Origin of the sequence: Burkholderia sp. BCC1638, assembly GCF_902833195.1 — a bacterium.
Taxonomy (GTDB): Bacteria; Pseudomonadota; Gammaproteobacteria; order Burkholderiales; family Burkholderiaceae; genus Burkholderia; species Burkholderia diffusa.
This window is the reverse complement of the sequence record NZ_CADFEC010000008.1, coordinates 211634-233800: the sequence shown is the minus strand read 5'-3', so window position 1 is coordinate 233800 and position 22167 is coordinate 211634. Positions and strand designations below refer to the sequence as shown.

Below are 22167 nucleotides of genomic sequence, written 5' to 3'. Positions count from 1 at the left end.
CTCGAAGGCGAAAGGGCCGGAACGGCCGAAAAAGCGGAAGTGCCCGCCGGACAAGGCGGCGCGCGGAACGGAGCCATCATACCGAAACTACCTTAAGGCTCCGTGAAAAAACGTAACCGGCCGCGGCCCGGCACGCCCCCGCCGCCTCGCTATAATTCGGCCATGTCCGAAATCACCGAAACGGCCGCGGGCGCCGCGCCCGCCCCTGCTCCGCGCCCGCTGCGCGCGATCCAGCCCCTACCCGACCAGCTGATCAGCCAGATCGCGGCCGGCGAGGTCGTCGAACGCCCGGCGTCGGTCGTCAAGGAGCTGCTCGAAAACGCGATGGACGCCGGCGCGACGACGCTGCGCATTGTGCTCGAGGAAGGCGGCGTCAAGCGCATCTCGATCACCGACGACGGCTGCGGAATCCCGCCTGCCGAACTGCCGCTCGCGCTGATGCGTCACGCGACGAGCAAGATTCGCTCGCTCGAGGAGCTCGAGGCGGTCGCGACGCTGGGTTTTCGCGGCGAAGCCCTCGCGTCGATCGCGTCGGTCGCCGAAATGTCGATCACGAGCCGCACGGCCGACGTCGCGCACGCGACGAAGATCGACGCGACCACGGGCGCGCTGTCGCCGGCCGCCGGCGCGGTCGGCACGACGATCGAGGTGCGCGAGCTGTACTTCAACACACCCGCGCGCCGCAAGTTCCTGAAAAGCGAGCAGACCGAGTTCGGCCACTGCCTCGAAATGATCCGCCGCGCGGCGCTCGCGCGGCCGGACGTCGCGATCTCGGTGCTGCACAACGGCAAGGCCGTCGAGCACTGGAACGCGACCGAGCCCGCACTGCGGGTCGCGAAGATTCTCGGCGACGGCTTCGCGACCGCGCACCTGCCGCTCGACGAGCAGGCCGGGCCGCTTGCCGTCTACGGCTGCGCGGGCCTGCCGACCGCGAGCCGCGGCCGCGCCGACCAGCAATACTTCTTCGTCAACGGCCGCTTCGTGCGCGACAAGCTGCTCACGCACGCGGTGCGCGCGGCGTACGAGGACGTCCTCCACGGCGATCGCTACCCGTCGTACGTGCTGTTCCTCGACCTGCCGCCGGAAGCCGTCGACGTGAACGTGCATCCGTCGAAGATCGAGGTGCGGTTCCGCGATTCGCGCTCGATCCACCAGTACGTGTTCCATGCGGTGCAACGCGCACTCGCGCGCCACGCGGGCGCGTCGCCGGAAACCACCGCGGGCGGCCATGCCGCGCAACTCTCGCCGGCGCCGAGCGGCCCCGCGTCGTTCCTGAATACACCGCTCGGCCAGGGTGCGGCCACCGGCACGGGCGGTAGCGGCTTCTCGTCGCCGCCGTCGTCGTCGGGCAACACGTGGATGCGTCAGGCACGCATGACGCAGGGCACGCTGCCGGTCGCGCAACCGCTCGCGCTCTACGATGCGCTGTTCGGCCGCAAGGACACGGGTGCGGGCACACCGGACGGCACGACGATCGTCGCGCGCGATTCGGCGGATGCGGCCAATGCGCCAGTCGCGCCGCTGCCGGGCTTCGCCGCGTCGCCGCTTGCCGCCACCGCACACGACGAGCAGCCGCTCGGCTTCGCGCTCGGTCAGATCCACGGAATTTACGTGCTCGCGCAGAACGCGCACGGCCTCGTGATCGTCGACATGCACGCCGCGCACGAACGGATCCTCTACGAACAGTTCAAGAACGCGCTCGCCGACCGCACGGTCGCGGTGCAATCGCTGCTGCTGCCGATATCGATGACGGCGACGCCGGTCGAGATCGGCACGGTCGAGGAAGAACGCGACACGCTCGAATCGCTCGGCTTCGACCTCGCGGTGCTGTCGCCGACGACGCTCGCGATCCGCGCGGTGCCCGCGCTGCTGAAGGACGCCGACCTGCAGTCGCTCGCGCGCGCGGTGCTCGCCGACCTGCACGCATTCGGCGGCTCGCGCGTGCTCACCGAGCGCCAGCACGAGCTGCTCGGCACGCTCGCGTGTCACCACGCGGTGCGCGCGAACCGGCGCCTGACGCTCGACGAGATGAACGCGCTGCTGCGCCAGATGGAAGCGACCGAACGCGCGGACCAGTGCAATCACGGCCGGCCGACGTGGTATCAGCTCACGCTGAACGATCTCGACCGTCTCTTCATGCGCGGCCAATGAACGCTTCACCGCAGTCCCGCCCAACGACGATCGCCTGCCTGCTCGGCCCCACCGCATCGGGCAAGACGGCCGCGGCGCTGGCGCTTGCCGCGCGCCGTCCGATCGAGATCGTCAGCGTCGATTCGGCGCTCGTCTACCGCGACATGGATATCGGCACCGCGAAACCGACGCGCGACGAGCGCGCGAGCGTGCCGCACCACCTGATCGACATCATCGACCCGGCCGACGCCTATTCGGCGGCCGAATTCCGCGCGGACGCGCTGCGCGTGATCGGCGAGATCGCCGCGCGCGGCCGCACGCCGCTGCTCGCGGGCGGCACGATGCTGTACTACAAGGCGCTGACGCAGGGCCTCAACGATCTGCCGACCGCCGATCCGGCCGTGCGCGCCGAGCTCGATGCCGACGCCGCGCGCGACGGCTGGCCGGCACTCCATGCGCGGCTCGCGCAAGTCGACCCGGCGACGGCTGCACGGCTCGCGCCGAACGATTCGCAGCGGATCCAGCGCGCGCTCGAAGTGTTCCTGCTGAGCGGGCAGCCGATGTCGGCGCTGCTCGCCGCGCCGCGTCGCGCGGACGATGCAGCCGCCGCGTACCGCTTCGTCCCGGTGGCGCTCGAGCCGTCGGACCGCGCGGTGCTGCACGCGCGCATCGCGCAACGTTTCGACGCGATGCTCGACGCCGGCTTCATCGATGAAGTCGAACGGCTGCGCCGCCGCGAGGATCTGCATCTCGGCTTGCCGTCGATGCGCTGCGTCGGCTACCGGCAGGCATGGGAATTCCTCGACGGCGACACCGATTACCGGACCATGCGCGACAAAGGCATCTTCGCAACGCGCCAGCTGTGCAAACGGCAGATCACGTGGCTGCGCGCGATGCCGGAGCGGATTGTCGTCGACTGCGTCGCGCCGGATTCGACCGACCGCGCGGTTGACGCGCTCGAGCGCGTGCTGGACGGCCGTATCGAGGATCGCTAACGGGGCCCCATCGGCTCGCATCGGCCCTGCCCCAGAAAGAAGTTCTTCGTGGAATTTCGTGAACCGATGACGATGCGTGTGCCTCTGGCCGCGAAGATCCCGACTCTGTCGCCGCGATGACTGCGGTCATCCGTTGTGCGCGAATGCCAACGCGATCGCGTTGCCCAGTTCATCAACAACCCTGTCCGACGCACCCGGGGCCGCGAACATCGTGAACTCGACATCGGGTAGCGCCGGCAGGCCGGCATCCGGGGGGACCGCACGCAAGCCGTGCGCCAGTTGTGTGTGCACGATTGGCGTCACCGCAAAGCCCGCGTGCGCGGCAGCGCACAGGCCGGCGCCGCTCGGGCACACGAGCACGATCCGGTAATCCACGCCCGCGCGGGCCAGTGCTGCCAGCGAGGCCTCGCGATACGGGCACGGTTCCGGCAGCAGCGCAATCGGCACCGGTACGCCAGGCGTGAGCGGCGCCCAATCCGCACCGGCCCACACAAGCGGCTCGCGCCACAGCACGCGTCCGGTGGGCCCGCCGTGACAGCGTCCACCCATCACCACATCCAGCTCACCGTGATCCAGCGCCTGGAGCAGTTCGCCCGGAATACCGACCCGGATGCTGAATGCGATGCGCGGGTACCGCGCGGCAAACGCCTGCATCACATGCATCAGCCTGACATTGGCGAGGTCTTCCGACAGACCCACACGGATCGTACCCGCACTCGGTTCGCGCAGCAGTTGCGCCCGCGCGTCCTGATTGAGCGCGAGGATGGCGCGCGCGTAACCCAGCAGCAGTTCGCCGTCCACCGTGAGCGTGACCGAGCGCGTGGTGCGCACGAGCAGGTCACGGCCGATCTGTTTTTCCAGGCGCCGAAGATGCGCGCTGACGGCGGACTGCGTCAGATTCAGACGGGCCGCGGCATGCGTGAATCCGCCTTCCTGGACGACGGCCACGAAAGAGCGCAACAAAACGGTATCGAACATGAGATGTCCCGCAATACAGTGCGAATGCTACTGAATATCGCGATGATACTTCGTTTATATTTCGAATCGAACTATGTTCTGATGAGGGCCGTCAACCCGTCAGGAGCCGTTCCATGTCGACCTTGCTGCATATCGAATCTTCCCCGCGCAAGTCGCGGTCCGCATCACGCGACGTTGCGCACGCGTATCTGGAAGCCTGGCGCGACGCGCATCCGGAGCATCGGGTCGACGTGCTCGACCTCTGGGCGACGCCATTGCCGGAACTCGACGGCGATGCGCTCGATGCCAAATACGCGGACTTGAGCGGCACGCCGCTCAGTGAAGGCCAGCAACAAGCGTGGGCAGGTTTCCGGCAGCTCGCGCAGCGGATGCACGACGCGGATACGCTGCTGTTCTCCGTGCCGCTGTGGAATTTCTCCATCCCATACAAGCTCAAGCATTTCATCGACGCCGTGTCCCACCGCGGCCTCCTCTTCTCATTCGACGAGCGTGGGTTAGCGGGATTGCTGAACGGCAAGAAAGCAGTCGTGATCTATGCGAGAGGCCTCGACTATTCGAGGCAATCGACCACGCCCGCCGAGTCGTTCGACTTTCAGCGGCCGTTTCTTGAAGCGTGGCTGCGCTTCATCGGTATCACCGACATCGAATCGATCATCGTCGAGAAAACACTGTTTGGACCTGAAGTCGATCACGTGGGCCGAGAGGCTGCGCGCGAACAGGCAGTGACGTTGGCACACGCAGCTTCATCATCCGCTTCGGCTTCGGTTGATGGCTGAACTCGCCCATGGCTGGAAGCATCAACAACGCCATCAAGGTCATCGAGCGTCGGGCTTAAGGGTATCCGGACGGGGAGTCCTTCTCCCCGGAGATTCGCGTCGCGTCCTCCGGTAATCCTCGAAGAACCGAAAAAAAAGCCGCCCGGATCGACTCCGGGCGGCTTTCCTTGCTGCATCTTGCGTGCGGCGCGTCAGACCACGACCGTCTGCGCCTCGCCTTCACGGCTTGCACGCACGGTGCCGATCTTCCACACCTGCTCGCCGGCGGCCGTCAGGTCGGCGATCGCTGCGTCGGCATCGGCCGCCGCGACGATCACGGCCATCCCGATCCCGCAGTTGAACACGCGGTGCATTTCGGCGTCGGCGACACCGCCGTGCTCCTGCAGCCACTTGAACAGCGGCGGCAGCGGCCACGCGTTCTGGTCGAGCTCGGCCGTGAGGCCTTCGCGCAGCACGCGCGGAATGTTCTCGACGAGGCCGCCACCGGTGATATGGGCCATGCCCTTCACCGACAGCTTCTGCATCAGCGCGAGCAGCGGCTTCACGTAGATGCGCGTGGGCGCCATCAGCGTGTCGGCCAGCGAACGGCCGTGGAAATCGGCGGACAGGTCGGGGTTCGCGCGCTCGATGATCTTGCGCACAAGCGAGAAGCCGTTCGAGTGGATGCCGCTCGAGGCAAGGCCGAGCACCACGTCGCCTTCGGCGATCGTGCTGCCGTCGATGATCTTGCTCTTCTCGACCGCGCCGACCGCGAAACCGGCCAGATCGTATTCGCCGTCCGGGTACATGCCCGGCATTTCGGCCGTCTCGCCGCCGATCAGCGCACAGCCCGACAGTTCGCAGCCGTGCGCGATGCCCTTGACGACCGTTGCGGCCGTGTCGACATCGAGCTTGCCGCACGCGAAGTAGTCGAGGAAGAACAGCGGCTCGGCACCCTGCACGAGGATGTCGTTCACGCTCATCGCCACCAGATCCTGGCCGACGGTGTCGTGTTTGTTCAGATGAAAGGCCAGCTTGAGCTTGGTGCCCACGCCGTCGGTGCCCGACACGAGCACGGGCTCCTTGTACTTCTTCGGCACTTCGAACAGCGCGCCGAACCCGCCGATGCCGCCGAGCACGCCGTCGCGCAGGGTTTTCTTCGCAAAAGGCTTGATCTTGTCGATGAGCGCGTCGCCTGCGTCGATGTCGACGCCTGCGTCACGGTAGGACAGACCCTGAGCGTCGGGAGCGGATTTCGGAGGATTCATGGGGGAATGCGAGAAGGTCGGTAAAATGCGATTTTACCCGAAGCCGGCCCGTTGGCCGGAATTCCCAGCACCGAATCGTCAGGGATTGCATCTTGGTCGACACGTCCCCGTTTTCATCGCCACGCGAGCCGCGCCGAAACCCGCGCGCCGCCGTGCGTGCGGCCGCGTGTGCAGGCACCGGAGCAGCCCCCCGCGCGTGCCCGGCGTACGGCGCGCGTTTCATCAACCGACCCGCATTGTGACTGTTGTGTCCCGTCAACTGACGCTCGATCTCGGCACGCCGCCGCCCGCCACGTTCGACAACTTCATCATGAATGAGGAGAACGACGAGCTCATCTCGCGGCTCCAAAAGCTCGACCTCGCGCTCGCGGCGGGGCCCGTGCCGGACCGGTCGTTCTATATCTGGGGCGAGCCCGGCAGCGGCCGCACCCACCTGCTGCAGGCGCTCGTGAGCGACGCGTCGTACGGCTACGCGCGCTACCTGACGCCGCAAAGCCCGCTCGGCGCATTCACGTTCGACCCGCGCATCGGCATCTACGCGATCGACGACTGCGACCGGATGAGCGACACGCAGCAGGTCGCGCTGTTCAACCTGTTCAACGAGGTCCGCGCGCACCCGTCGAGCGCGTTCGTCGCAGCGGGCCCCGCGGCGCCGCTCGCGCTCGACGTGCGCGAGGATCTGCGCACGCGCCTCGGCTGGGGGCTCGTGTTTCACCTGTCGCCGCCGTCCGATGCCGGCAAGATCGCCGTGCTGAAGCTCGCGGCGAAGGAGCGCGGGATCGCGCTCACCGACGACATCGCCGCCTACCTGCTGACCCATTTCCGCCGCGACATGCCGAGCCTGATGGCGCTGCTCGACGCGCTCGACCGCTTCTCGCTCGAGCAGAAGCGCGCCGTCACGCTGCCGCTGCTGCGCCGGATGCTGGCCCGCCCCGGCGACGACATCGCACCACCGGGCACAGGTCCGAACCGCTTCGAGTAAAATGCGCATCCATGACTAATCTGGCACTCTTTGACCTCGATCACACGCTGATCCCGACCGATAGCGACCACGAATGGGGCCGCTTCATGGTGAAGCTCGGCATCGTCGACGCGGAAAGCTTCTCGCGTCAGAACGATCAGTTCTTCGCCGACTACAAGGCCGGCAAGCTCGACATCCATGCGTACCTGTGCGCGATGCTCACGCCGCTCGCGAAGTACTCGCGCGCGCAGCTCGCCGAATGGCACGAGCAGTACATGCACGAGGTGATCCGCCCCGCGATGACGCCCGCCGCGCTCGAACTCGTCCGCAAGCACATCGATGCCGGCGACCTGTGCTGCGTCGTGACCGCGACCAACGAGTTCATCACGCGTCCGATCGCGACCGCGTTCGGCGTCGACACGCTGATCGCGTGCGAGGTCGAAACGACCGACGGGCACCCCGACTCGCCGTACACGGGCCGGCCGACCGGCACGCCGAGCTATCGCGAAGGCAAGATCGTGCGCACCGAAGCGTGGCTCGCGTCGCTCGGCAAGCACTGGGACGACTTCGAACACAGCTACTTCTACAGCGACTCGCACAACGACATCCCGTTGCTCGAGAAAGTCACCGACCCGATCGCGACCAACCCCGACGACACGCTGCGTGCGCATGCAAGCGACCGCGGCTGGCGCATCCTCGATCTCTTCTGAACGTCGTGATCAAAAAATTCATTCGCAAGCTGCTCGGCCAGGACGGCGCCGAACAAACGTCGCCCGTCGAGGCGCCCGCCGCCGACACGGCCCCTGCCCAGCGCCCCGCGAACGGTAGCCGCGGCGGCGGCGCCAGGAAGCCGCGCAGCAATCACGAACCGACCGTCGTGCCGGCCAGCGTGCATCAGATCGATCCGTCGCTGATCTCGCGCAATGCCGTACGCGTGACCGACACGCTGCAGCAGGCGGGCTTTCGCGCGTTCATCGTCGGCGGCGCGGTGCGCGACCTGCTGCTCGGCATCGCACCGAAGGACTTCGACGTCGCGACCGACGCGACGCCGACCGAGGTGCAGCGCCTGTTCCGCCGCGCGCGCCTGATCGGCCGCCGCTTCCAGATCGTCCACGTGCAGTTCGGCCAGGAACTGATCGAGGTGTCGACGTTCCGCGCCCTGGTCGACGCCCCGCCCGAAGCCGCCGCGGCCGAGCCGCCGAAGCGCCTGAAGCGCGACGAACTCGATCGCCGCACGCATGCGGTGGACGCCAGCGGCCGCGTGCTGCGCGACAACGTGTGGGGCGAACAGCACGAAGACGCCGCGCGCCGCGACTTCACGATCAACGCGATGTATTACGACCCGTCGACGCAGACGGTGCTCGACTACCACGACGGGATGGCCGACATGCGCGCCCGTCTGCTGCGGATGATCGGCGACCCGGCCACGCGCTATCGCGAGGATCCGGTGCGGATGCTGCGCGTCGTGCGTTTCGCGGCGAAGCTCGGTTTCGAGATCGAGCCGCACACGCGCGAGCCGATCAACGCGCTCGCCGACCTGATCAACAACGTGCCGGCCGCGCGTCTGTTCGACGAAATGCTGAAGCTGCTGCTGTCGGGCCACGCGCTCGCATGCCTGAAGCAGCTGCGCAAGGAAGGCCTGCACCATGGGCTGCTGCCGCTCCTCGACGTCGTGCTCGAACAACCGCAGGGCGAGAAGTTCATCACGCTCGCGCTGAACAACACCGACGCGCGCGTGCGCGCCGGCAAGACGGTGTCGCCGGGCTTCCTGTTCGCGACGCTGCTGTGGCACGACATGCGCCAGCGCTTCGAGCAATACTCGGCGGAAGGCGAATTCCCGGTGCCGGCGCTCCATCGCGCGATGGACGACGTGATCGACATGCAGACCGAGAAACTCGCGATCCACAAGCGCTACTCGGCCGACATGCGCGAGATCTGGGGCCTGCAGCTGCGCCTCGAAAAACGCTCGGGCCGCAGCGCGATGCGGCTGCTGGAACACCAAAGGTTTAGAGCGGGGTATGATTTCCTCCTGTTACGCTGCGAATCCGGCGAGCTCGATACGGAAGTCGGACAGTGGTGGACGGATTTCATCGAAGGCGACGCGGCCGCGCGCGAGGCACTCCTCACGCAGGGCGGCTCGAAGGAAAAATCGCCCCGCAAGCGGCGCCGCCGCGGCGGTGCGCGAAACCGCAAGCCGGGCGAAGGCGCCGCCGAGCAGGCGCCGGACACCGCGGGCGGTTCCGACGACTGACGCGCTCGCCGGCGAACGACGTAGGAAGTGATGCCATGACGGTTGCATATATCGGACTGGGGGCGAATCTCGGCGATGCGCGCCAGACCCTGAAGGACGCGGTGGTGTGCCTCGCGCAGCAGCGCACCATCTCGATCCTCGGCAAATCGAGCCTGTATCGCACGGCGCCCTTCGAAGCAGGCGGCGACGATTACTACAATTGCGTCGTCAAGCTCGACACGACGCTGTCGGCCCGTGAATTGCTCGCGCTCTGCCAGAAGATCGAACATCACTTCGGGCGCGAGCGCCCGTATCGCAACGCGCCGCGCACGCTCGACCTCGACATCCTGCTGTTCGGCACGGATTCGATCGACGAACCCGACCTGATCGTCCCGCATCCGCGCCTCACCGATCGCGCATTCGCGCTCGTGCCGCTCGTCGAGATCGAGCCCGCGCTCGACATCCCCGCGCGCGGCCGCGCCGATGCGTACCTCGCCTCCGTCGCGGATCAGCGCGTCGAGAAGGTGCAGACCTGTCAGTGCCTGATGCAGAAGGCCCTTGCCGCCGGCGCTGACGCCGACAAGAACCGCTGCCGATGAACATCACTCCGCTGACCGTCACCGCGCCCGACCTGCGCGCCCCGCATCGCTATCTGGTGATCGAAGGGCCGATCGGCGTCGGCAAGACGACGCTCGCGCGCCTGTTCGCCGAGCGCTGGTCGATGCAGACGCTGCTCGAGCGCCCGCAGGACAACCCGTTCCTCGAACGCTTCTATCGCGACACCGCGCGCTACGCGCTGCCCGCGCAGCTGTCGTTCGCGCTGCAGCGCGCGCAGCAGGCGCGCGAACTGATCGGCGCGCTCGATACGGGCCGGCCCGTCGTCGCCGATTTCATGCCGCAGAAGAATGACATCTTCGCGCGGCTGAACCTGCCGGAAGACGAATGGCAGTTGTACCGGTCGATCGCGACGCACCTCGACGTTCCGCAGGCCCCCGCGCCCGATCTCGTCGTCTACCTGCAGGCGAGCCCCGAAGTGCTGTTCTCGCGCATCCAGAAGCGCGGGCTGCCGATGGAGTTGCAGATCAGCGACGCGTACCTGCGCTCGCTCGTCGATGCGTACAACGAATTCTTCTATCACTACGACCGCACGCCGGTGCTCACGGTCGCAGCCGAACACCTGAACCCGCAAGATTCCCCCGAAGACCTCGCGCTGCTGATCGAGCGCATCGACACGATGCGCGGCCGCAAGGAATTCTTCGTCAAGGGCGAAACGACGCGCTGACGCGTCCTCGCCCGTCGTTCCCCCTCCATCGAACCGGATTTCCCATGACCTATCTCCAGGAATCGAGCCGGCCTGCCGTCACTGTGCCCAAGCTGCAGGCAATGCGCGAAGCCGGCGAGAAGATCGCGATGCTCACCTGCTACGACGCGAGCTTTTCCGCGCTGCTCGATCGCGCCGGCACCGACGTGCTGCTGATCGGCGACTCGCTCGGCAACGTGCTGCAGGGCCACACCACCACGCTCCCCGTGTCGATCGACGACATCGCGTACCACACAGTATGCGTCGCGCGTGCGCAGCCGCGCGCGCTCGTCGTTGCCGATCTACCGTTCGGCACGTACGGCACGCCGGCCGAGGCGTTCGCAAACGCGGTCACGCTGATGCGCGCCGGCGCGCAGATGGTCAAGCTCGAAGGCGGCGAATGGCTCGCCGACACGATCCGCTTCCTCGTCGAACGCTCGGTGCCGGTATGCGCGCACCTCGGCCTCACGCCGCAGTCGGTTCACGCGTTCGGCGGCTTCAAGGTGCAGGGCCGCACGGAAGCCGGCGCCGCGCAGCTGCTGCGCGATGCGCGCGCGGTCGAGGACGCGGGCGCGCAGCTCGTGGTGCTCGAAGCGGTGCCGACGCTCGTCGCGTCCGAAGTCACGCACATGCTGAAGATCCCGACGATCGGCATCGGCGCGGGCCTCGAGTGCTCGGGCCAGGTGCTGGTGCTGCACGACATGCTCGGCATTTTCCCCGGCAAGCGCCCGCGTTTCGTGAAGGATTTCATGCAGGGCCAGCCGAACATCCAGGCGGCCGTCGAGGCGTACGTGAGCGCGGTGAAGGACGGCTCGTTCCCGGGCCCGGAACACTCGTTCTGACGCGCGGCCGGCGCCCGTTCGATACGAAAAAAGCGCGGCACCCTTTGCGGGGCGCCGCGCTTTTTCTTTGGATGCCGTGTTGCCGAAGGTCAGCGGTGCCGGTTCTTCCGGCACGCGGCCCCGTCGTTCATCGCGTCATTTCAATACCGCATCGAGCGCGCCGCGCAGTGCATTGGTCAGCAGCAGCGCCTCGGCGCGCGCCAGATCGTCGAGCGTGACGACACGCTCCTCGGCGCCGAATGTGCGGTCGTCGAGCAGCACGCCGCGCATCACGCCCGGCAGCACGCCGCTCGACAGCGGCGGGGTCACCCACCGGCCGCCGAGCTTCACGAACAGGTTCGAACGCCCGCCTTCCGTCACCTCGCCGCGCTCGTTGACGAACAGCATGTCGAAGCCGCCAAGCGCCTCCGCCGCCTGCCATGCGCGGTCGTATTCGGCGCGGCGCGTCGTCTTGTGCAGCAGCAGCGTGTCGTCCGTGCGGGTCGGTGCGAAGCCGTGCGCGGACGCGAGCATCACGCCGACCGGCCCGGCGGGCAGCGGTTTCAGCGTCGCGGTCGTGATGTCGACCGTGCCATCCTTCGCGAGCGCGAGCTTCATCCGGTACGGACCGTCGCCGTCGAGCGCCGCGCAGCGCGCGTCGATCTCGCGGCGCAACGCATCGGTGTCGAGGCGGAAGCCGAACGCATCCGCGCTGCGCCGCAGCCGCGCGAGATGGCGCTCGAGATGCCGGATGCCGTCCGCACGCGTCGCGGCGGTGGTTTCGAACAACTGGAAGCCGGGATCGGCGTCTGTCAGGAATCGCGCTTTCAATTCGCACTCCGCATATTCGTCGGCGGCGATGCTGTCGAGCACGATGCCCGCGCCGACACCCATCGTGCCGCGCCGCCGGCCGCCGGCGGCCGTTGCCGCGTCATGCGTGTCGATCGTTGCGGCGGCATCGACATCGACCGTCTCGAGCGTCAGCGTCCGGATCGCGACCGACAGGCAGAAATCGCCGCAGCCGGCCGCATCGTCGGGCGACGCATCGCCTGCCGATGCGCGTTCCGTCGGTGCGTCGAGCCAGCCGATCGCGCCCGTATAGAGCCCGCGCGGCGTCGACTCGATCGCGTCGATCAGTTCCATCGTCTTGTGCTTCGGCGCACCGGTGATCGATCCGCACGGAAACAGCGCGCGCAGCATCTGCGCGAACGTGGTGCCGTCGCGCCAGCCGGCCTCGACCGTCGACGTCATCTGCCATATCGACGCGTACGGCTCGACCGAGAACAGCGCCAGCACCCTGACCGTGCCCGTGCGCGCGATCCGCGACACGTCGTTGCGCAGCAGGTCGACGATCATCACGTTTTCCGCGCGGTTCTTCGGATCGTTCGCGAGGAACGCGGCGGCCGCCGCGTCGTCGCGCGGATCGGCCGAGCGCGGCGCCGTGCCTTTCATCGGCCGCGCGCGCAGCACGTCGCCGTGCTTCTCGACGAACAGCTCCGGCGAGCACGACACGACCCACGCACCGTCGGGCAGCGCGATCAGCGCGCCATAACGCACGGGCTGACGCGCGCGCAGCCGCCGGTACAGCGCGAGCGGCGTGCCGAACATGTCGAAATTCAGCCGGTACGTGTAGTTGATCTGGTACGAATCGCCCGCGCGCAGCGCGTCGTGCACCGCGGCGATCGCCGCGTCGAACGCGTCGCGCGACACGCTTTTCGCGACATGCGCGACGCCCGCGATCGACGGCGGGCCGCCGCCGTCCTGCTGCGCGAGCCACGCGTCGACTTCGTCGCGCGACAGGCGCTCGCAGCGCGCATACAGCAAAAAGCGCAGCGGGGCATGGCCCGGCTGCGCTCTTTCAAGATTGCGTCCGAATTCGTAATCGCCGACGACGACCGCATGCAGCCCGTCGCGCAGATCCTGCGCCACCGCCGCATCGAGCTCGTCGAGCCGTGCCGGATCCGTGCACACGCGTTCGCGCACGAAACCGGAATACAAACGACTCGACCGCGCGGACGCGGTCGAGTCGCAATCGTCCAAGAGCGCGAACGACGCGCTCTCGTTGCCCTCAGTCATGCCGTTACTCGAAGAAGCTCTTCACCCGGTCGAACCAGCTCTTGCTCTGCGGGCTGTGACGCGCACCGCCCTCGGCCAGCGACTTCTCGAACTGCTTGAGCAGGTCGCGCTGCTGGTCGGTCAGCTTCACGGGCGTCTCGACCTGCACGTGTACGTACAGATCGCCCGCGATGCTCGAACGCAGACCCTTGATCCCCTTGCCGCGCAGGCGGAACGTCTTGCCCGACTGCGTGCCTTCCGGCACCGGGAACGTCGCACGGCCGGCCAGCGTCGGCACCTCGATCTCGCCGCCGAGTGCGGCGGTCGTAAACGGAATCGGCATCTGGCAGTGGAGATCGTCGCCGTCGCGCTCGAACACCGAGTGCGGCTTGATGTGGATCTCGACGTACAGGTCGCCCGGCGGCCCGCCGTTGATGCCCGGCTCGCCGTTGCCGGCCGAGCGGATCCGCATCCCGTCGTCGATGCCGGCCGGGATCTTCACTTCGAGCGTCTTGGTTTCCTTCACCTTGCCCGACCCGTGGCAATGCGCGCACGGCTCGGGAATGTAGGTGCCGGTGCCGTGACACTTCGGGCAGGTCTGCTGGATGCTGAAGAAGCCCTGCGACATGCGCACCGTGCCCTGGCCGTGGCAAGTCGGGCAGGTTTCCGGCTTCGTGCCGGGCTTCGCGCCCGACCCGTGACAGACTTCGCACGACACCCAGCTCGGCACGCGGATCTGCGTGTCGTAGCCGTGCGCGGCCTGCTCGAGCGTGATTTCCATGCTGTAGCGCAGGTCGGCACCGCGATACACCTGCGGACCGCCGCGGCCGCCACGCGCGGCACCGCCCGCGGCCTGACCGAAGATGTCGCCGAAGATGTCGCCGAACGCATCCGCGAAGCCGCCGAAACCCTGTCCGCCCGCACCACCCATGTTCGGATCGACGCCCGCATGGCCGTACTGGTCGTACGCCGCGCGCTTCTGGTCGTCCGACAGCATTTCATAGGCTTCCTTCACTTCCTTGAAATGCTCTTCCGCATCCTTGCTGTCCGGATTGCGGTCAGGGTGATACTTCATCGCAAGCTTGCGATACGCCTTCTTGATTTCGTCGTCGCTCGCATTCTTCGCGACGCCCAGAACCTCGTAGTAATCCCGTTTCGCCATATCGATTCGCTGTGCCGTCGCGCGTCACGCACGCGGCGGCTCCTTTCGCCCGCAGTAAAGTCTCTCGACTCGTCTGGCGCTGCGCCGTCCGCGGACGGCTCGCGCAGCACCCGCCAAAAAACAAATGTGCCCGGAGGGCCGCGAAGCCCGCCAGGCGTGGAGTCGATCCGGCCATCCGGAAGGAAAGACAGACCGCTGTTCAGCCGCGCCGCGCGCGTGTCGCGCGCGGCGTGCGGTGCCATGGCAACCCGGCTTAGTCCTTCTTCACTTCCTTGAACTCGGCGTCGACGACGTCGTCCGCAGCCTGCTGCGCACCGCCCGCATGGGCCGCGCCTTCCGCTGCACCCGCCGCGCCGGCCGCACCGGCCTGCTGCGCCTGCATGTCGGCGTACATCTTTTCGCCGAGCTTCTGCGAAGCCTGACCGAGTTCCTCGACCTTCGCGTCGATCGCCGCCTTGTCGGCCGACGTATCCTTCAGCACGTCCTCGAGCGACTTCAGCGCCGCTTCGATCTTTTCCTTCTCGCCCGCGTCCAGCTTGTCGCCGTACTCGGTGAGTGCCTTCTTCGTGCTGTGGACCAGCGCGTCGCCCTGGTTGCGCGAATCGGCCAGCTCGCGCAGCTTGTGGTCTTCCGCTGCGTTCGCTTCCGCGTCCTTGATCATCTGGTCGATTTCAGCGTCGGACAGGCCCGAGTTCGCCTTGATCGTGATCTTGTTTTCCTTGCCGGTCGCCTTGTCCTTCGCGCCGACGTGCAGGATGCCGTTCGCGTCGATGTCGAAGGTCACTTCGATCTGCGGCACGCCGCGCGGCGACGGCGGGATGCCTTCGAGGTTGAACTCGCCGAGCAGCTTGTTGCCTGCCGCCATCTCGCGTTCGCCCTGGAACACCTTGATCGTCACGGCCGACTGGTTGTCGTCCGCCGTCGAATACACCTGTGCGTGCTTCGTCGGGATCGTCGTGTTCTTGTTGATCATCTTCGTCATCACGCCGCCGAGCGTCTCGATGCCGAGCGACAGCGGGGTCACGTCGAGCAGCAGCACGTCCTTGCGGTCGCCCGACAGGACCTGGCCCTGAATCGCCGCGCCGACTGCGACGGCTTCGTCCGGGTTCACGTCACGGCGCGGATCCTTGCCGAAGAACTCCTTCACCTTCTCCTGCACCTTCGGCATGCGGGTCTGGCCGCCGACCAGGATCACGTCGTCGATGTCCGACACCTTGACACCGGCGTCCTTGATCGCGATGCGGCACGGTTCGATCGTGCGCTCGACCAGATCCTCGACCAGCGCTTCCAGCTTCGCGCGGGTGATCTTCAGGTTCAAGTGCTTCGGACCCGATGCGTCGGCCGTGATGTACGGCAGGTTGATTTCGGTCTGCTGGCTCGACGACAGCTCGATCTTCGCCTTTTCAGCGGCTTCCTTCAGGCGCTGCAGCGCGAGCACGTCCTTCGACAGGTCGACGCCCTGCTCCTTCTTGAACTCGCCGATGATGTAATCGATGATGCGCTGGTCGAAGTCCTCGCCGCCGAGGAACGTGTCGCCGTTGGTCGACAGCACTTCGAACTGCATTTCGCCGTCGACGTCCGCGATCTCGATGATCGACACGTCGAACGTGCCGCCGCCGAGGTCATACACGGCGATCTTGCGGTCGCCCTTCTCGGCCTTGTCGAGGCCGAACGCGAGCGCGGCCGCGGTCGGCTCGTTGATGATCCGCTTGACTTCGAGGCCCGCGATGCGGCCGGCATCCTTGGTTGCCTGACGCTGGCTGTCGTTGAAGTACGCCGGCACCGTGATCACGGCTTCCGTGACCGGCTCGCCGAGGTAGTCTTCGGCCGTCTTCTTCATCTTGCGCAGCACTTCCGCCGAAACCTGCGGCGGCGCCAGCTTCTCGCCGTGCGCTTCGACCCATGCGTCGCCGTTGTCGGCCTTGATGATCGCGTACGGCATCAGGCCGATGTCCTTCTGGACTTCCTTCTCTTCGAAACGGCGGCCGATCAGGCGCTTCACCGCGAACAGCGTGTTCTTCGGGTTGGTCACGGACTGACGCTTGGCCGGTGCGCCGACGAGCACTTCGTTATCGTCCATGTAGGCGATGATCGACGGCGTCGTGCGCGTGCCTTCCGAGTTCTCGATGACCTTGACCTGGTTGCCTTCCATGATGGCGACGCACGAGTTCGTGGTGCCGAGGTCAATACCGATGATCTTTCCCATTTTTCCTAATCTCCAGAAATGCCTGTTTGCTGCGCGAAACCCCGCGTTTTTTGGCAGTTTCGCGCGCCAGAATTCAACTCTGTTCCCGAAATGCGTCCGGCCGATCCGTTTTCAAGACCCGCCAGGCGATGCGGATATTAAATTTTTTCAATCGACGCCGGTAGCCGGATCGTGCGGACCATCGTCGCGGTCCGACGGCGTGCCGGCCGCCGCGGCGATCTTCGCGCGCGCCGCCGACACCGCCGCCTGGAACTGCGCGAGGCCATGCCAGCCGGTCGCGCGGCCGAGCCGCTTGCCGCGGTGGAAAAAGACCCACGTCGGCACGCCGTGCAGGCCGAAGCGGCGCCCCAGCTCATGATGTTCGTACACGTTGCAATGGAACCACTTCAGGTCCAGCGCGCGGATCGCGTCCGGCTGGGCGAGCATCGCCTTCTTCGCGATCTCGCAGTTGAAGCAGTCGAGGCCCCAGAAGAACATCACCGCGAGCGCGTCGCCGGCGCCGGCGATCCCGGCGTCGAACGTGTCGGCCGCCAGCGCCTGCATGTCGAACGCTTCGAACGCGGCCGGATCGACGCCGGCGGGAACCATCGCGGCAGCCTTACTTCGGCTGGGCGACCGTGACGAGCGCCGGGCGCAGCACGCGGTCCGCGATCGTGTAGCCCTTTTGGAGGACGGTCACGACGGTATTCGGCTCCTGATCGGCCGGCACCATCGAAATCGCCTGGTGCTGGTGCGGATCGAACTTCTCGCCGACCGGGTTGATCGCGACGACGCGGCCCTTCTCGAGCGCGCTCGTCAACTGGCGCAGCGTCAGCTCGACGCCTTCGCGCACCTTCGTGATGTCGCCCGACGTGTCGCTGACGGCGGCCTCGAGGCTGTCCAGCACGGGCAGCAGGTGCTCCGCGAAGCCTTCGATCGCAAACTTGTGTGCCTTCGAGACATCTTCCTGCGCACGGCGGCGGACGTTCTCGGTCTCGGCCTTCGCCCGGAGGAAGCTCTCCTGCAGCTCGGCGACCTTGGCTTGAGCCTCCGCGAGCGCCGCGTCGGCTGCTTCGGCGGCGGGAGCAGCGCCTTGCGCCGCCTGCTTCTCGCTGCCGATGTCTTCGGCCGATTGGGTAGCCGGGTTCTCTTGCGTGTTTTCCATGTCGCTGAAAGTCGATTAGAGGTTGAAGCCAAATCGGCAACCGCCGGACCGTATGCCGGCGGCACCGCACATTGTTGGTGCAAATAAGGGCGAAAACTGCGATTTCAAGAGGGTTATTCGCCGGCATTCGCCAATACCGCGAAACAACCGCGCTGCGCGTCGCCCGATTGCGCGCATTTGTCGCCAGATTGGACGAAACGGCCTGTAACAACGCTTACCAGGCAAGTACTAGCCCGGCACAGGGGGCTGCACTACACTCCACTCAAGCGTCGAGAAAGCGCGTTTACCCTAGCTTACCGCCGCCTGACATCCACCTGGCGCTGCATTCACCGTCCCATCGAGGCGAGTACCGTGAAACTGACCTTTGCCATATCGGTGGTCGCGCTGGTACTGATTGCCGGCACCACCACCATCTGCCTGTCCGGAGCCGTGACCGACCGCACGACCGAATACGGAAGCGCGCGGGCGACGTTCGACCAGATGTTCAGCTCCCACCAGAAAATCTGTCGATGATGCGCCGGTCGCGCTTGGTCGGCCGGCCGTGCAGTTCCGCCGCCGGCTCGCGATACGTGCGGCGCCGCTCCAGTTCGGCGAGCCGCGCGACGCGCCCCGCTTCCGTTTCCTCATAAAGCGTCTGCGCGATGCTCGCGGGCCCGCGCACGTCGCAAATGCCCAGCACGGCAATGTGCCAGACGATACCGTCGATCGCAATCTCGACCTCGTCGCCGACGCGCACGTCCTTCGCCGGCTTGACCGCCGCACCGCCGATCTTCACGTGGCCCTTGTCGACCGCGTCGGACGCGAGCGAGCGCGTCTTGAAGAAGCGCGCTGCCCATAGCCATTTGTCGATGCGCAGCTTCGCGCCGGGTTCCGTAGAAATCTTGTAGTTCATCGCGCTCAACTCACCGTTTCGGGCTGTGCGGCCTTCACCGGCCAGCCCTGCAGATTCTCGGCGACAATCTCGCCCACCGCGCCGATCCACGCGGGCGCGCCGTTCAGGCACGGAATCCGGTGGAAGGCCTGGCCGCCGCCTGCGATGAATTCGTCGCGCACCTCCATCCCGATCTCCTCGATCGTCTCCAGACAATCGGCCGTAAAACCGGGACAGAACACGTCGGCCCGCCGCACGCCGGCCTCACCGAGTTCGCGCAGCGTCGGCGCCGTATACGGCTGCAGCCACTCCGCCTTGCCGAAGCGCGACTGGAACGTCACGCGGCACTCGAGCGTCGACAACCCGAGCGCGGCCATCAGCAGCGCGCCCGTCTGCTGGCACTGTTCATGATAGGGGTCGCCCAGGTCGAGCGTGCGTTTCGGCACCCCGTGAAAGCTCAGCACGAGCTTGTCGCCGGCCGCGAAGTCGGGCCGGCCGTGCTGCGCCCAGTACTGGCGCACCTGCTCGGCGAGCGCATGGATGTAGGCGGGATGGTCGGCATATTGCCGCACCGTGCGCACTTCCGGCTGGTTGCGCATCCGCGCGAGCGCGGCGAATGCGGCATCGAATGCGGTCGCGGTGGTGGACGCCGAGTATTGCGGATACATGGGCATCAGCAGCACGCGCTCGACGCCTGCGCGCTTGAACTGCGCGAGTGCCTGCGCAATGCCCGGGCTGCCGTAGCGCATCGCGTAGTCGACCGTCACCTGGTAGTCGTTCGATGCGAGCAGGTGGCGCACGCCTTCGGTCTGGCGCTCGGTGTACACGCGCAGCGGCGAGCCCTCGGGCATCCAGACGGCCGCGTATTTCTTCGCGGACGCGCGGCCGCGCAGCGGCAGGATCAGCGTGCGCAGCAGCACCTGCCAGACGACCTGCGGGATTTCGACGACGCGGGGATCCGACAGGAATTCGGCCAGATAGCGCCGCACCGCGCGCGGCGTCGGGGCGTCGGGCGTGCCGAGATTGATCAGCAGCACGCCGATGCGATGGGCGGCCGCAACGCTCGAAGGCGGTTCAAGATCGAAACGCATGGGCAGGAACGTGCTCGGGGCACGCAGTCGGACGGCCCTCAATTATAGCGGGCCGCCTCGCTCGGGTCGGCTGGCCGTTCGGCCGACTGGCGGCGCACGCGGCGTCGCGGCACGATGGCGGAACGGTGTCGGTTCGGGTTATTGCTGACTCAGCGTGAGCGACAGCAGCCGAGCGGTGATGTCGACGATCGGGATCACGCGGTTGTACGCCATGCGGGTCGGGCCGATCACGCCGAGCGTGCCGACGATCTGGCCGTTCACCTCGTAGGGCGCGGTCACGACGCTCATTTCCTCGATCGGCACCAGCGTCGATTCGCCGCCGATGAAGATCTGCACGCCCTGGGCGTGGCTCGACACGTCGAGCAATTGCAGGAGGCCCGTTTTTTGGTCGAACACGTCGAACAGCTTGCGCAGCCGCGCCATGTCGGACGACAGATCCGCCACTTCGAGCAGGTTGCGCTCGCCGGAAATGAGCACGGTGTCCTCGGTGTCGGGCACCTCGGTGCTGGCCGTCACGGCCGCGTGCATCAGCGTGGTCATGTCGCCGCGCAGCTGGTCGATCTCGTCGCGCAGGCGGCGGCGCACCTCGTCGAACGACAGCCCGGCGAAATGCGCGTTGATGTAGTTGGACGCCTCGGTGAGCTGCGACGGCGAATAGTCGCGCGGCGTCGCGAGCATCCGGTTCTGCACGTCGCCCTCAGGTGTGACGATGATCAGCAGGATGCGCTTGTCCGACAGCCGCATGAACTCGATCTGCTTGAACACGTGGCTGCGGCGCGGCGTCAGCACGACACCCGCGAACTGCGACAGGTTGGACAGCACGCTCGCAGCGGCGGCCACCACCCGCTGCTGCGGTTCGCCGGCCTGCAGCGTGTTCTGCACCTGGCGCGCGACGGCCTCGGCATCGATCGGCGCCTCGACCGTCAGCATCGTGTCGACGAACAGGCGATAGCCGCGCGGCGTCGGCACGCGGCCGGCCGACGTGTGTGGGCTCGACACGAGGCCGAGCTCCTCCAGGTCGGACATCACGTTGCGGATCGTTGCCGGGCTCAGCTCGAGCCCCGAGTAACGGGACAACGTGCGCGAGCCGACCGGCTGACCGTCGGCGATATACCGTTCGATCAGGGTTTTCAGGAGGGTTCGTGCGCGAGGATCTAGCATGGTGGAAAATTTTAGCGCAACCGCGCGAGCACGGCGAGTGGCCGCGGCCACTGTCGCGCGGGCTGACCGATCCGGCCCCGTCTTCACACAGCCGGTTCTTTTCGTCAACGAGCTATGGTGTAATGCCGGCATGAAAACCGGTAATCAGTTCAATACTGTCGCGCTCGTGGGCCGGAGCAACACGCCCGGCATCGCCGAGCCGCTCGCCACGCTGGCTGGCTGCATCGCGAAGCTCGGCTTCGAGGTCGTGTTCGAAGCCGAAACCGCGCGCGAGATCGGCATCTCCGGCTATCCGGCGCTCACTCCGGCTGAAATCGGCGCGCGCGCGGACGTGGCGGTCGTGCTCGGCGGCGACGGCACGATGCTCGGCATCGGCCGCCAGCTCGCGCCGTACAAGACACCGCTGATCGGGATCAACCACGGGCGGCTCGGCTTCATCACGGACATCGCGGCGGCCGACATGCAGGCGCGCGTCCCGGTGATCCTGTCGGGCAAGTTCGAGCGCGAGGAGCGCTCGCTGCTCGAGGCCCGGATCGTGCGCGACGGCGAACCGATCTACCACGCACTCGCGTTCAACGATGTCGTCGTGAACCGCAGCGGCTTTTCCGGGATGGTCGAATTGCGTGCGTCGGTCGACGGCCGGTATATGTACAACCAGCGTTCGGACGGCCTGATCGTCGCCACGCCGACCGGCTCGACCGCGTACGCGCTGTCGTCGGCCGGGCCGATCCTGCACCCGCAACTCCAGGGCATCGTGCTCGTGCCGATCGCGCCGCATGCGCTGTCGAACCGGCCGATCGTGCTGCCCGACGATTCGAAGATCGCGATCCAGATCGTCGGCGGCCGCGACGTCAACGTGAACTTCGACATGCAGTCGTTTACCGCGCTGGAGCTGAACGACTCGATCGAGGTGCGCCGCTCGAAGCACACGGTGCCGTTCCTGCATCCGGTCGGCTACAGCTATTACGCGACGCTGCGCAAGAAGCTGCACTGGAACGAACACGCATCGAACGAAGACGACAAGGCGTCCTGACGCACC

At 66.8% G+C, this 22167-nt stretch carries 21 protein-coding genes; 11 read left to right on the top strand and 10 right to left on the bottom strand.

The genetic code is table 11. The features are described 5' to 3' along the window. The first annotated feature begins 162 nt into the window (after positions 1-162). Together mutL and miaA are read left to right on the top strand one after the other, a co-directional pair. Positions 163-2151, top strand: a complete 1989-nt coding sequence (gene mutL, locus HWX22_RS12670; RefSeq protein WP_175915739.1) for a DNA mismatch repair endonuclease MutL — start codon at positions 163-165, stop codon at positions 2149-2151. Beyond that, positions 2148-3125, top strand: coding sequence for a tRNA (adenosine(37)-N6)-dimethylallyltransferase MiaA (gene miaA / locus HWX22_RS12665; RefSeq protein WP_175915738.1), 978 nt, complete (start codon positions 2148-2150; stop codon positions 3123-3125). Before mutL ends, miaA begins: the two co-directional genes overlap by 4 nt. 126 nt (positions 3126-3251) lie before the next feature. Here miaA and HWX22_RS12660 read toward each other — a convergent pair whose 3' ends face one another. Continuing rightward, positions 3252-4103, bottom strand: coding sequence for a LysR substrate-binding domain-containing protein (locus HWX22_RS12660; RefSeq protein WP_175915737.1), 852 nt, complete (start codon positions 4101-4103; stop codon positions 3252-3254). Between the two features lie 113 nt (positions 4104-4216). Between HWX22_RS12660 and HWX22_RS12655 the strand changes: the two genes are divergently transcribed. Then, positions 4217-4879, top strand: coding sequence for an NAD(P)H-dependent oxidoreductase (locus HWX22_RS12655; RefSeq protein WP_175909143.1), 663 nt, complete (start codon positions 4217-4219; stop codon positions 4877-4879). A 191-nt stretch (positions 4880-5070) separates the two neighbouring features. Here the strand turns inward: HWX22_RS12655 and purM are convergent, their stop codons facing one another. Next, positions 5071-6126 carry a phosphoribosylformylglycinamidine cyclo-ligase gene (gene purM, locus HWX22_RS12650; protein ID WP_059451336.1) on the bottom strand — a complete coding sequence of 352 codons (1056 nt, stop codon included), beginning with the start codon at positions 6124-6126 and terminating at the stop codon, positions 5071-5073. 247 nt (positions 6127-6373) lie between these two features. Between purM and hda the strand changes: the two genes are divergently transcribed. The 6 genes from hda to panB are packed head-to-tail and all read left to right on the top strand — an operon-like array spanning position 6374 to position 11459. Continuing rightward, positions 6374-7108 carry a DnaA regulatory inactivator Hda gene (gene hda / locus HWX22_RS12645; protein WP_006760485.1) on the top strand — a complete coding sequence of 245 codons (735 nt, stop codon included), beginning with the start codon at positions 6374-6376 and terminating at the stop codon, positions 7106-7108. Between the two features lie 11 nt (positions 7109-7119). Next, the gene (locus tag HWX22_RS12640) at positions 7120-7797 is read left to right on the top strand and encodes an HAD family hydrolase (RefSeq protein ID WP_059535426.1); all 678 of its coding nucleotides are present in this window, start codon (positions 7120-7122) and stop codon (positions 7795-7797) included. Positions 7798-7802: 5 nt separating this feature from the next. Next, positions 7803-9338: a polynucleotide adenylyltransferase PcnB gene (gene pcnB, locus HWX22_RS12635; RefSeq protein ID WP_175915736.1), complete on the top strand. Its 1536-nt coding sequence runs from the start codon at positions 7803-7805 to the stop codon at positions 9336-9338. A 35-nt stretch (positions 9339-9373) separates the two neighbouring features. Further along, entirely contained in the window at positions 9374-9916 is a 543-nt protein-coding gene (folK, locus tag HWX22_RS12630; protein WP_059535422.1) for a 2-amino-4-hydroxy-6-hydroxymethyldihydropteridine diphosphokinase, read from the top strand. Further along, positions 9913-10599, top strand: coding sequence for a deoxynucleoside kinase (locus HWX22_RS12625; protein ID WP_059465459.1), 687 nt, complete (start codon positions 9913-9915; stop codon positions 10597-10599). The genes folK and HWX22_RS12625 overlap by 4 nt, the downstream gene beginning before the upstream one ends. Before the next feature lie 44 nt (positions 10600-10643). Next, the gene (panB, locus tag HWX22_RS12620; protein WP_175915735.1) at positions 10644-11459 is read left to right on the top strand and encodes a 3-methyl-2-oxobutanoate hydroxymethyltransferase; all 816 of its coding nucleotides are present in this window, start codon (positions 10644-10646) and stop codon (positions 11457-11459) included. Between the two features lie 135 nt (positions 11460-11594). Here the strand turns inward: panB and HWX22_RS12615 are convergent, their stop codons facing one another. From HWX22_RS12615 to grpE, 5 genes are all read right to left on the bottom strand, one after another. Continuing rightward, complete coding sequence (locus HWX22_RS12615) at positions 11595-13514, bottom strand: bifunctional anthranilate synthase component I family protein/class IV aminotransferase (protein ID WP_175915734.1); 1920 nt, start codon at positions 13512-13514, stop codon at positions 11595-11597. Positions 13515-13518: 4 nt separating this feature from the next. After that, the gene (gene dnaJ / locus HWX22_RS12610) at positions 13519-14655 is read right to left on the bottom strand and encodes a molecular chaperone DnaJ (protein WP_059820479.1); all 1137 of its coding nucleotides are present in this window, start codon (positions 14653-14655) and stop codon (positions 13519-13521) included. Between the two features lie 253 nt (positions 14656-14908). Further along, the gene (gene dnaK, locus HWX22_RS12605) at positions 14909-16861 is read right to left on the bottom strand and encodes a molecular chaperone DnaK (RefSeq protein WP_059535415.1); all 1953 of its coding nucleotides are present in this window, start codon (positions 16859-16861) and stop codon (positions 14909-14911) included. A gap of 147 nt (positions 16862-17008) precedes the next feature. Beyond that, the gene (locus HWX22_RS12600) at positions 17009-17449 is read right to left on the bottom strand and encodes a thioredoxin family protein (protein ID WP_175909137.1); all 441 of its coding nucleotides are present in this window, start codon (positions 17447-17449) and stop codon (positions 17009-17011) included. A 10-nt stretch (positions 17450-17459) separates the two neighbouring features. Further along, positions 17460-18005: a nucleotide exchange factor GrpE gene (gene grpE / locus HWX22_RS12595; protein WP_059465453.1), complete on the bottom strand. Its 546-nt coding sequence runs from the start codon at positions 18003-18005 to the stop codon at positions 17460-17462. A gap of 351 nt (positions 18006-18356) precedes the next feature. Between grpE and HWX22_RS12590 the strand changes: the two genes are divergently transcribed. Beyond that, complete coding sequence (locus tag HWX22_RS12590; protein ID WP_006476841.1) at positions 18357-18518, top strand: hypothetical protein; 162 nt, start codon at positions 18357-18359, stop codon at positions 18516-18518. Here HWX22_RS12590 and HWX22_RS12585 read toward each other — a convergent pair. From HWX22_RS12585 to hrcA, 3 genes are all read right to left on the bottom strand, one after another. Further along, on the bottom strand, positions 18490-18897 hold the full coding sequence (locus HWX22_RS12585; RefSeq protein ID WP_175909136.1) for an RNA-binding S4 domain-containing protein: 408 nt from the start codon (positions 18895-18897) through the stop codon (positions 18490-18492). The genes HWX22_RS12590 and HWX22_RS12585 overlap by 29 nt on opposite strands. Before the next feature lie 5 nt (positions 18898-18902). Further along, positions 18903-19967, bottom strand: a complete 1065-nt coding sequence (gene hemH, locus HWX22_RS12580) for a ferrochelatase (RefSeq protein WP_059535410.1) — start codon at positions 19965-19967, stop codon at positions 18903-18905. A gap of 138 nt (positions 19968-20105) precedes the next feature. Next, positions 20106-21128: a heat-inducible transcriptional repressor HrcA gene (gene hrcA, locus HWX22_RS12575; RefSeq protein ID WP_011544637.1), complete on the bottom strand. Its 1023-nt coding sequence runs from the start codon at positions 21126-21128 to the stop codon at positions 20106-20108. Positions 21129-21258: 130 nt separating this feature from the next. Here hrcA and HWX22_RS12570 point away from each other — a divergent pair, with 130 nt between their 5' ends. Then, positions 21259-22161 (top strand): NAD kinase, encoded by a 903-nt coding sequence (locus tag HWX22_RS12570; RefSeq protein WP_175915733.1) that lies wholly within the window; start codon positions 21259-21261, stop codon positions 22159-22161. Positions 22162-22167: the final 6 nt, after the last annotated feature.

Excerpts from the sequence above, each read along its gene's own strand:
- mutL (WP_175915739.1), top strand. The coding sequence starts at position 163 with ATGTCCGAAATCACCGAAACGGCCGCGGGCGCCGCGCCCGCCCCTGCT.
- miaA (WP_175915738.1), top strand. The coding sequence starts at position 2,148 with ATGAACGCTTCACCGCAGTCCCGCCCAACGACGATCGCCTGCCTGCTC.
- HWX22_RS12660 (WP_175915737.1), bottom strand. The coding sequence starts at position 4,103 with ATGTTCGATACCGTTTTGTTGCGCTCTTTCGTGGCCGTCGTCCAGGAA.
- HWX22_RS12655 (WP_175909143.1), top strand. The coding sequence starts at position 4,217 with ATGTCGACCTTGCTGCATATCGAATCTTCCCCGCGCAAGTCGCGGTCC.
- purM (WP_059451336.1), bottom strand. The coding sequence starts at position 6,126 with ATGAATCCTCCGAAATCCGCTCCCGACGCTCAGGGTCTGTCCTACCGT.
- HWX22_RS12640 (WP_059535426.1), top strand. The coding sequence starts at position 7,120 with ATGACTAATCTGGCACTCTTTGACCTCGATCACACGCTGATCCCGACC.
- folK (WP_059535422.1), top strand. The coding sequence starts at position 9,374 with ATGACGGTTGCATATATCGGACTGGGGGCGAATCTCGGCGATGCGCGC.
- HWX22_RS12625 (WP_059465459.1), top strand. The coding sequence starts at position 9,913 with ATGAACATCACTCCGCTGACCGTCACCGCGCCCGACCTGCGCGCCCCG.
- panB (WP_175915735.1), top strand. The coding sequence starts at position 10,644 with ATGACCTATCTCCAGGAATCGAGCCGGCCTGCCGTCACTGTGCCCAAG.
- HWX22_RS12615 (WP_175915734.1), bottom strand. The coding sequence starts at position 13,514 with ATGACTGAGGGCAACGAGAGCGCGTCGTTCGCGCTCTTGGACGATTGC.
- dnaJ (WP_059820479.1), bottom strand. The coding sequence starts at position 14,655 with ATGGCGAAACGGGATTACTACGAGGTTCTGGGCGTCGCGAAGAATGCG.
- dnaK (WP_059535415.1), bottom strand. The coding sequence starts at position 16,861 with ATGGGAAAGATCATCGGTATTGACCTCGGCACCACGAACTCGTGCGTC.
- HWX22_RS12600 (WP_175909137.1), bottom strand. The coding sequence starts at position 17,449 with ATGGTTCCCGCCGGCGTCGATCCGGCCGCGTTCGAAGCGTTCGACATG.
- grpE (WP_059465453.1), bottom strand. The coding sequence starts at position 18,005 with ATGGAAAACACGCAAGAGAACCCGGCTACCCAATCGGCCGAAGACATC.
- HWX22_RS12585 (WP_175909136.1), bottom strand. The coding sequence starts at position 18,897 with ATGAACTACAAGATTTCTACGGAACCCGGCGCGAAGCTGCGCATCGAC.
- hemH (WP_059535410.1), bottom strand. The coding sequence starts at position 19,967 with ATGCGTTTCGATCTTGAACCGCCTTCGAGCGTTGCGGCCGCCCATCGC.
- hrcA (WP_011544637.1), bottom strand. The coding sequence starts at position 21,128 with ATGCTAGATCCTCGCGCACGAACCCTCCTGAAAACCCTGATCGAACGG.
- HWX22_RS12570 (WP_175915733.1), top strand. The coding sequence starts at position 21,259 with ATGAAAACCGGTAATCAGTTCAATACTGTCGCGCTCGTGGGCCGGAGC.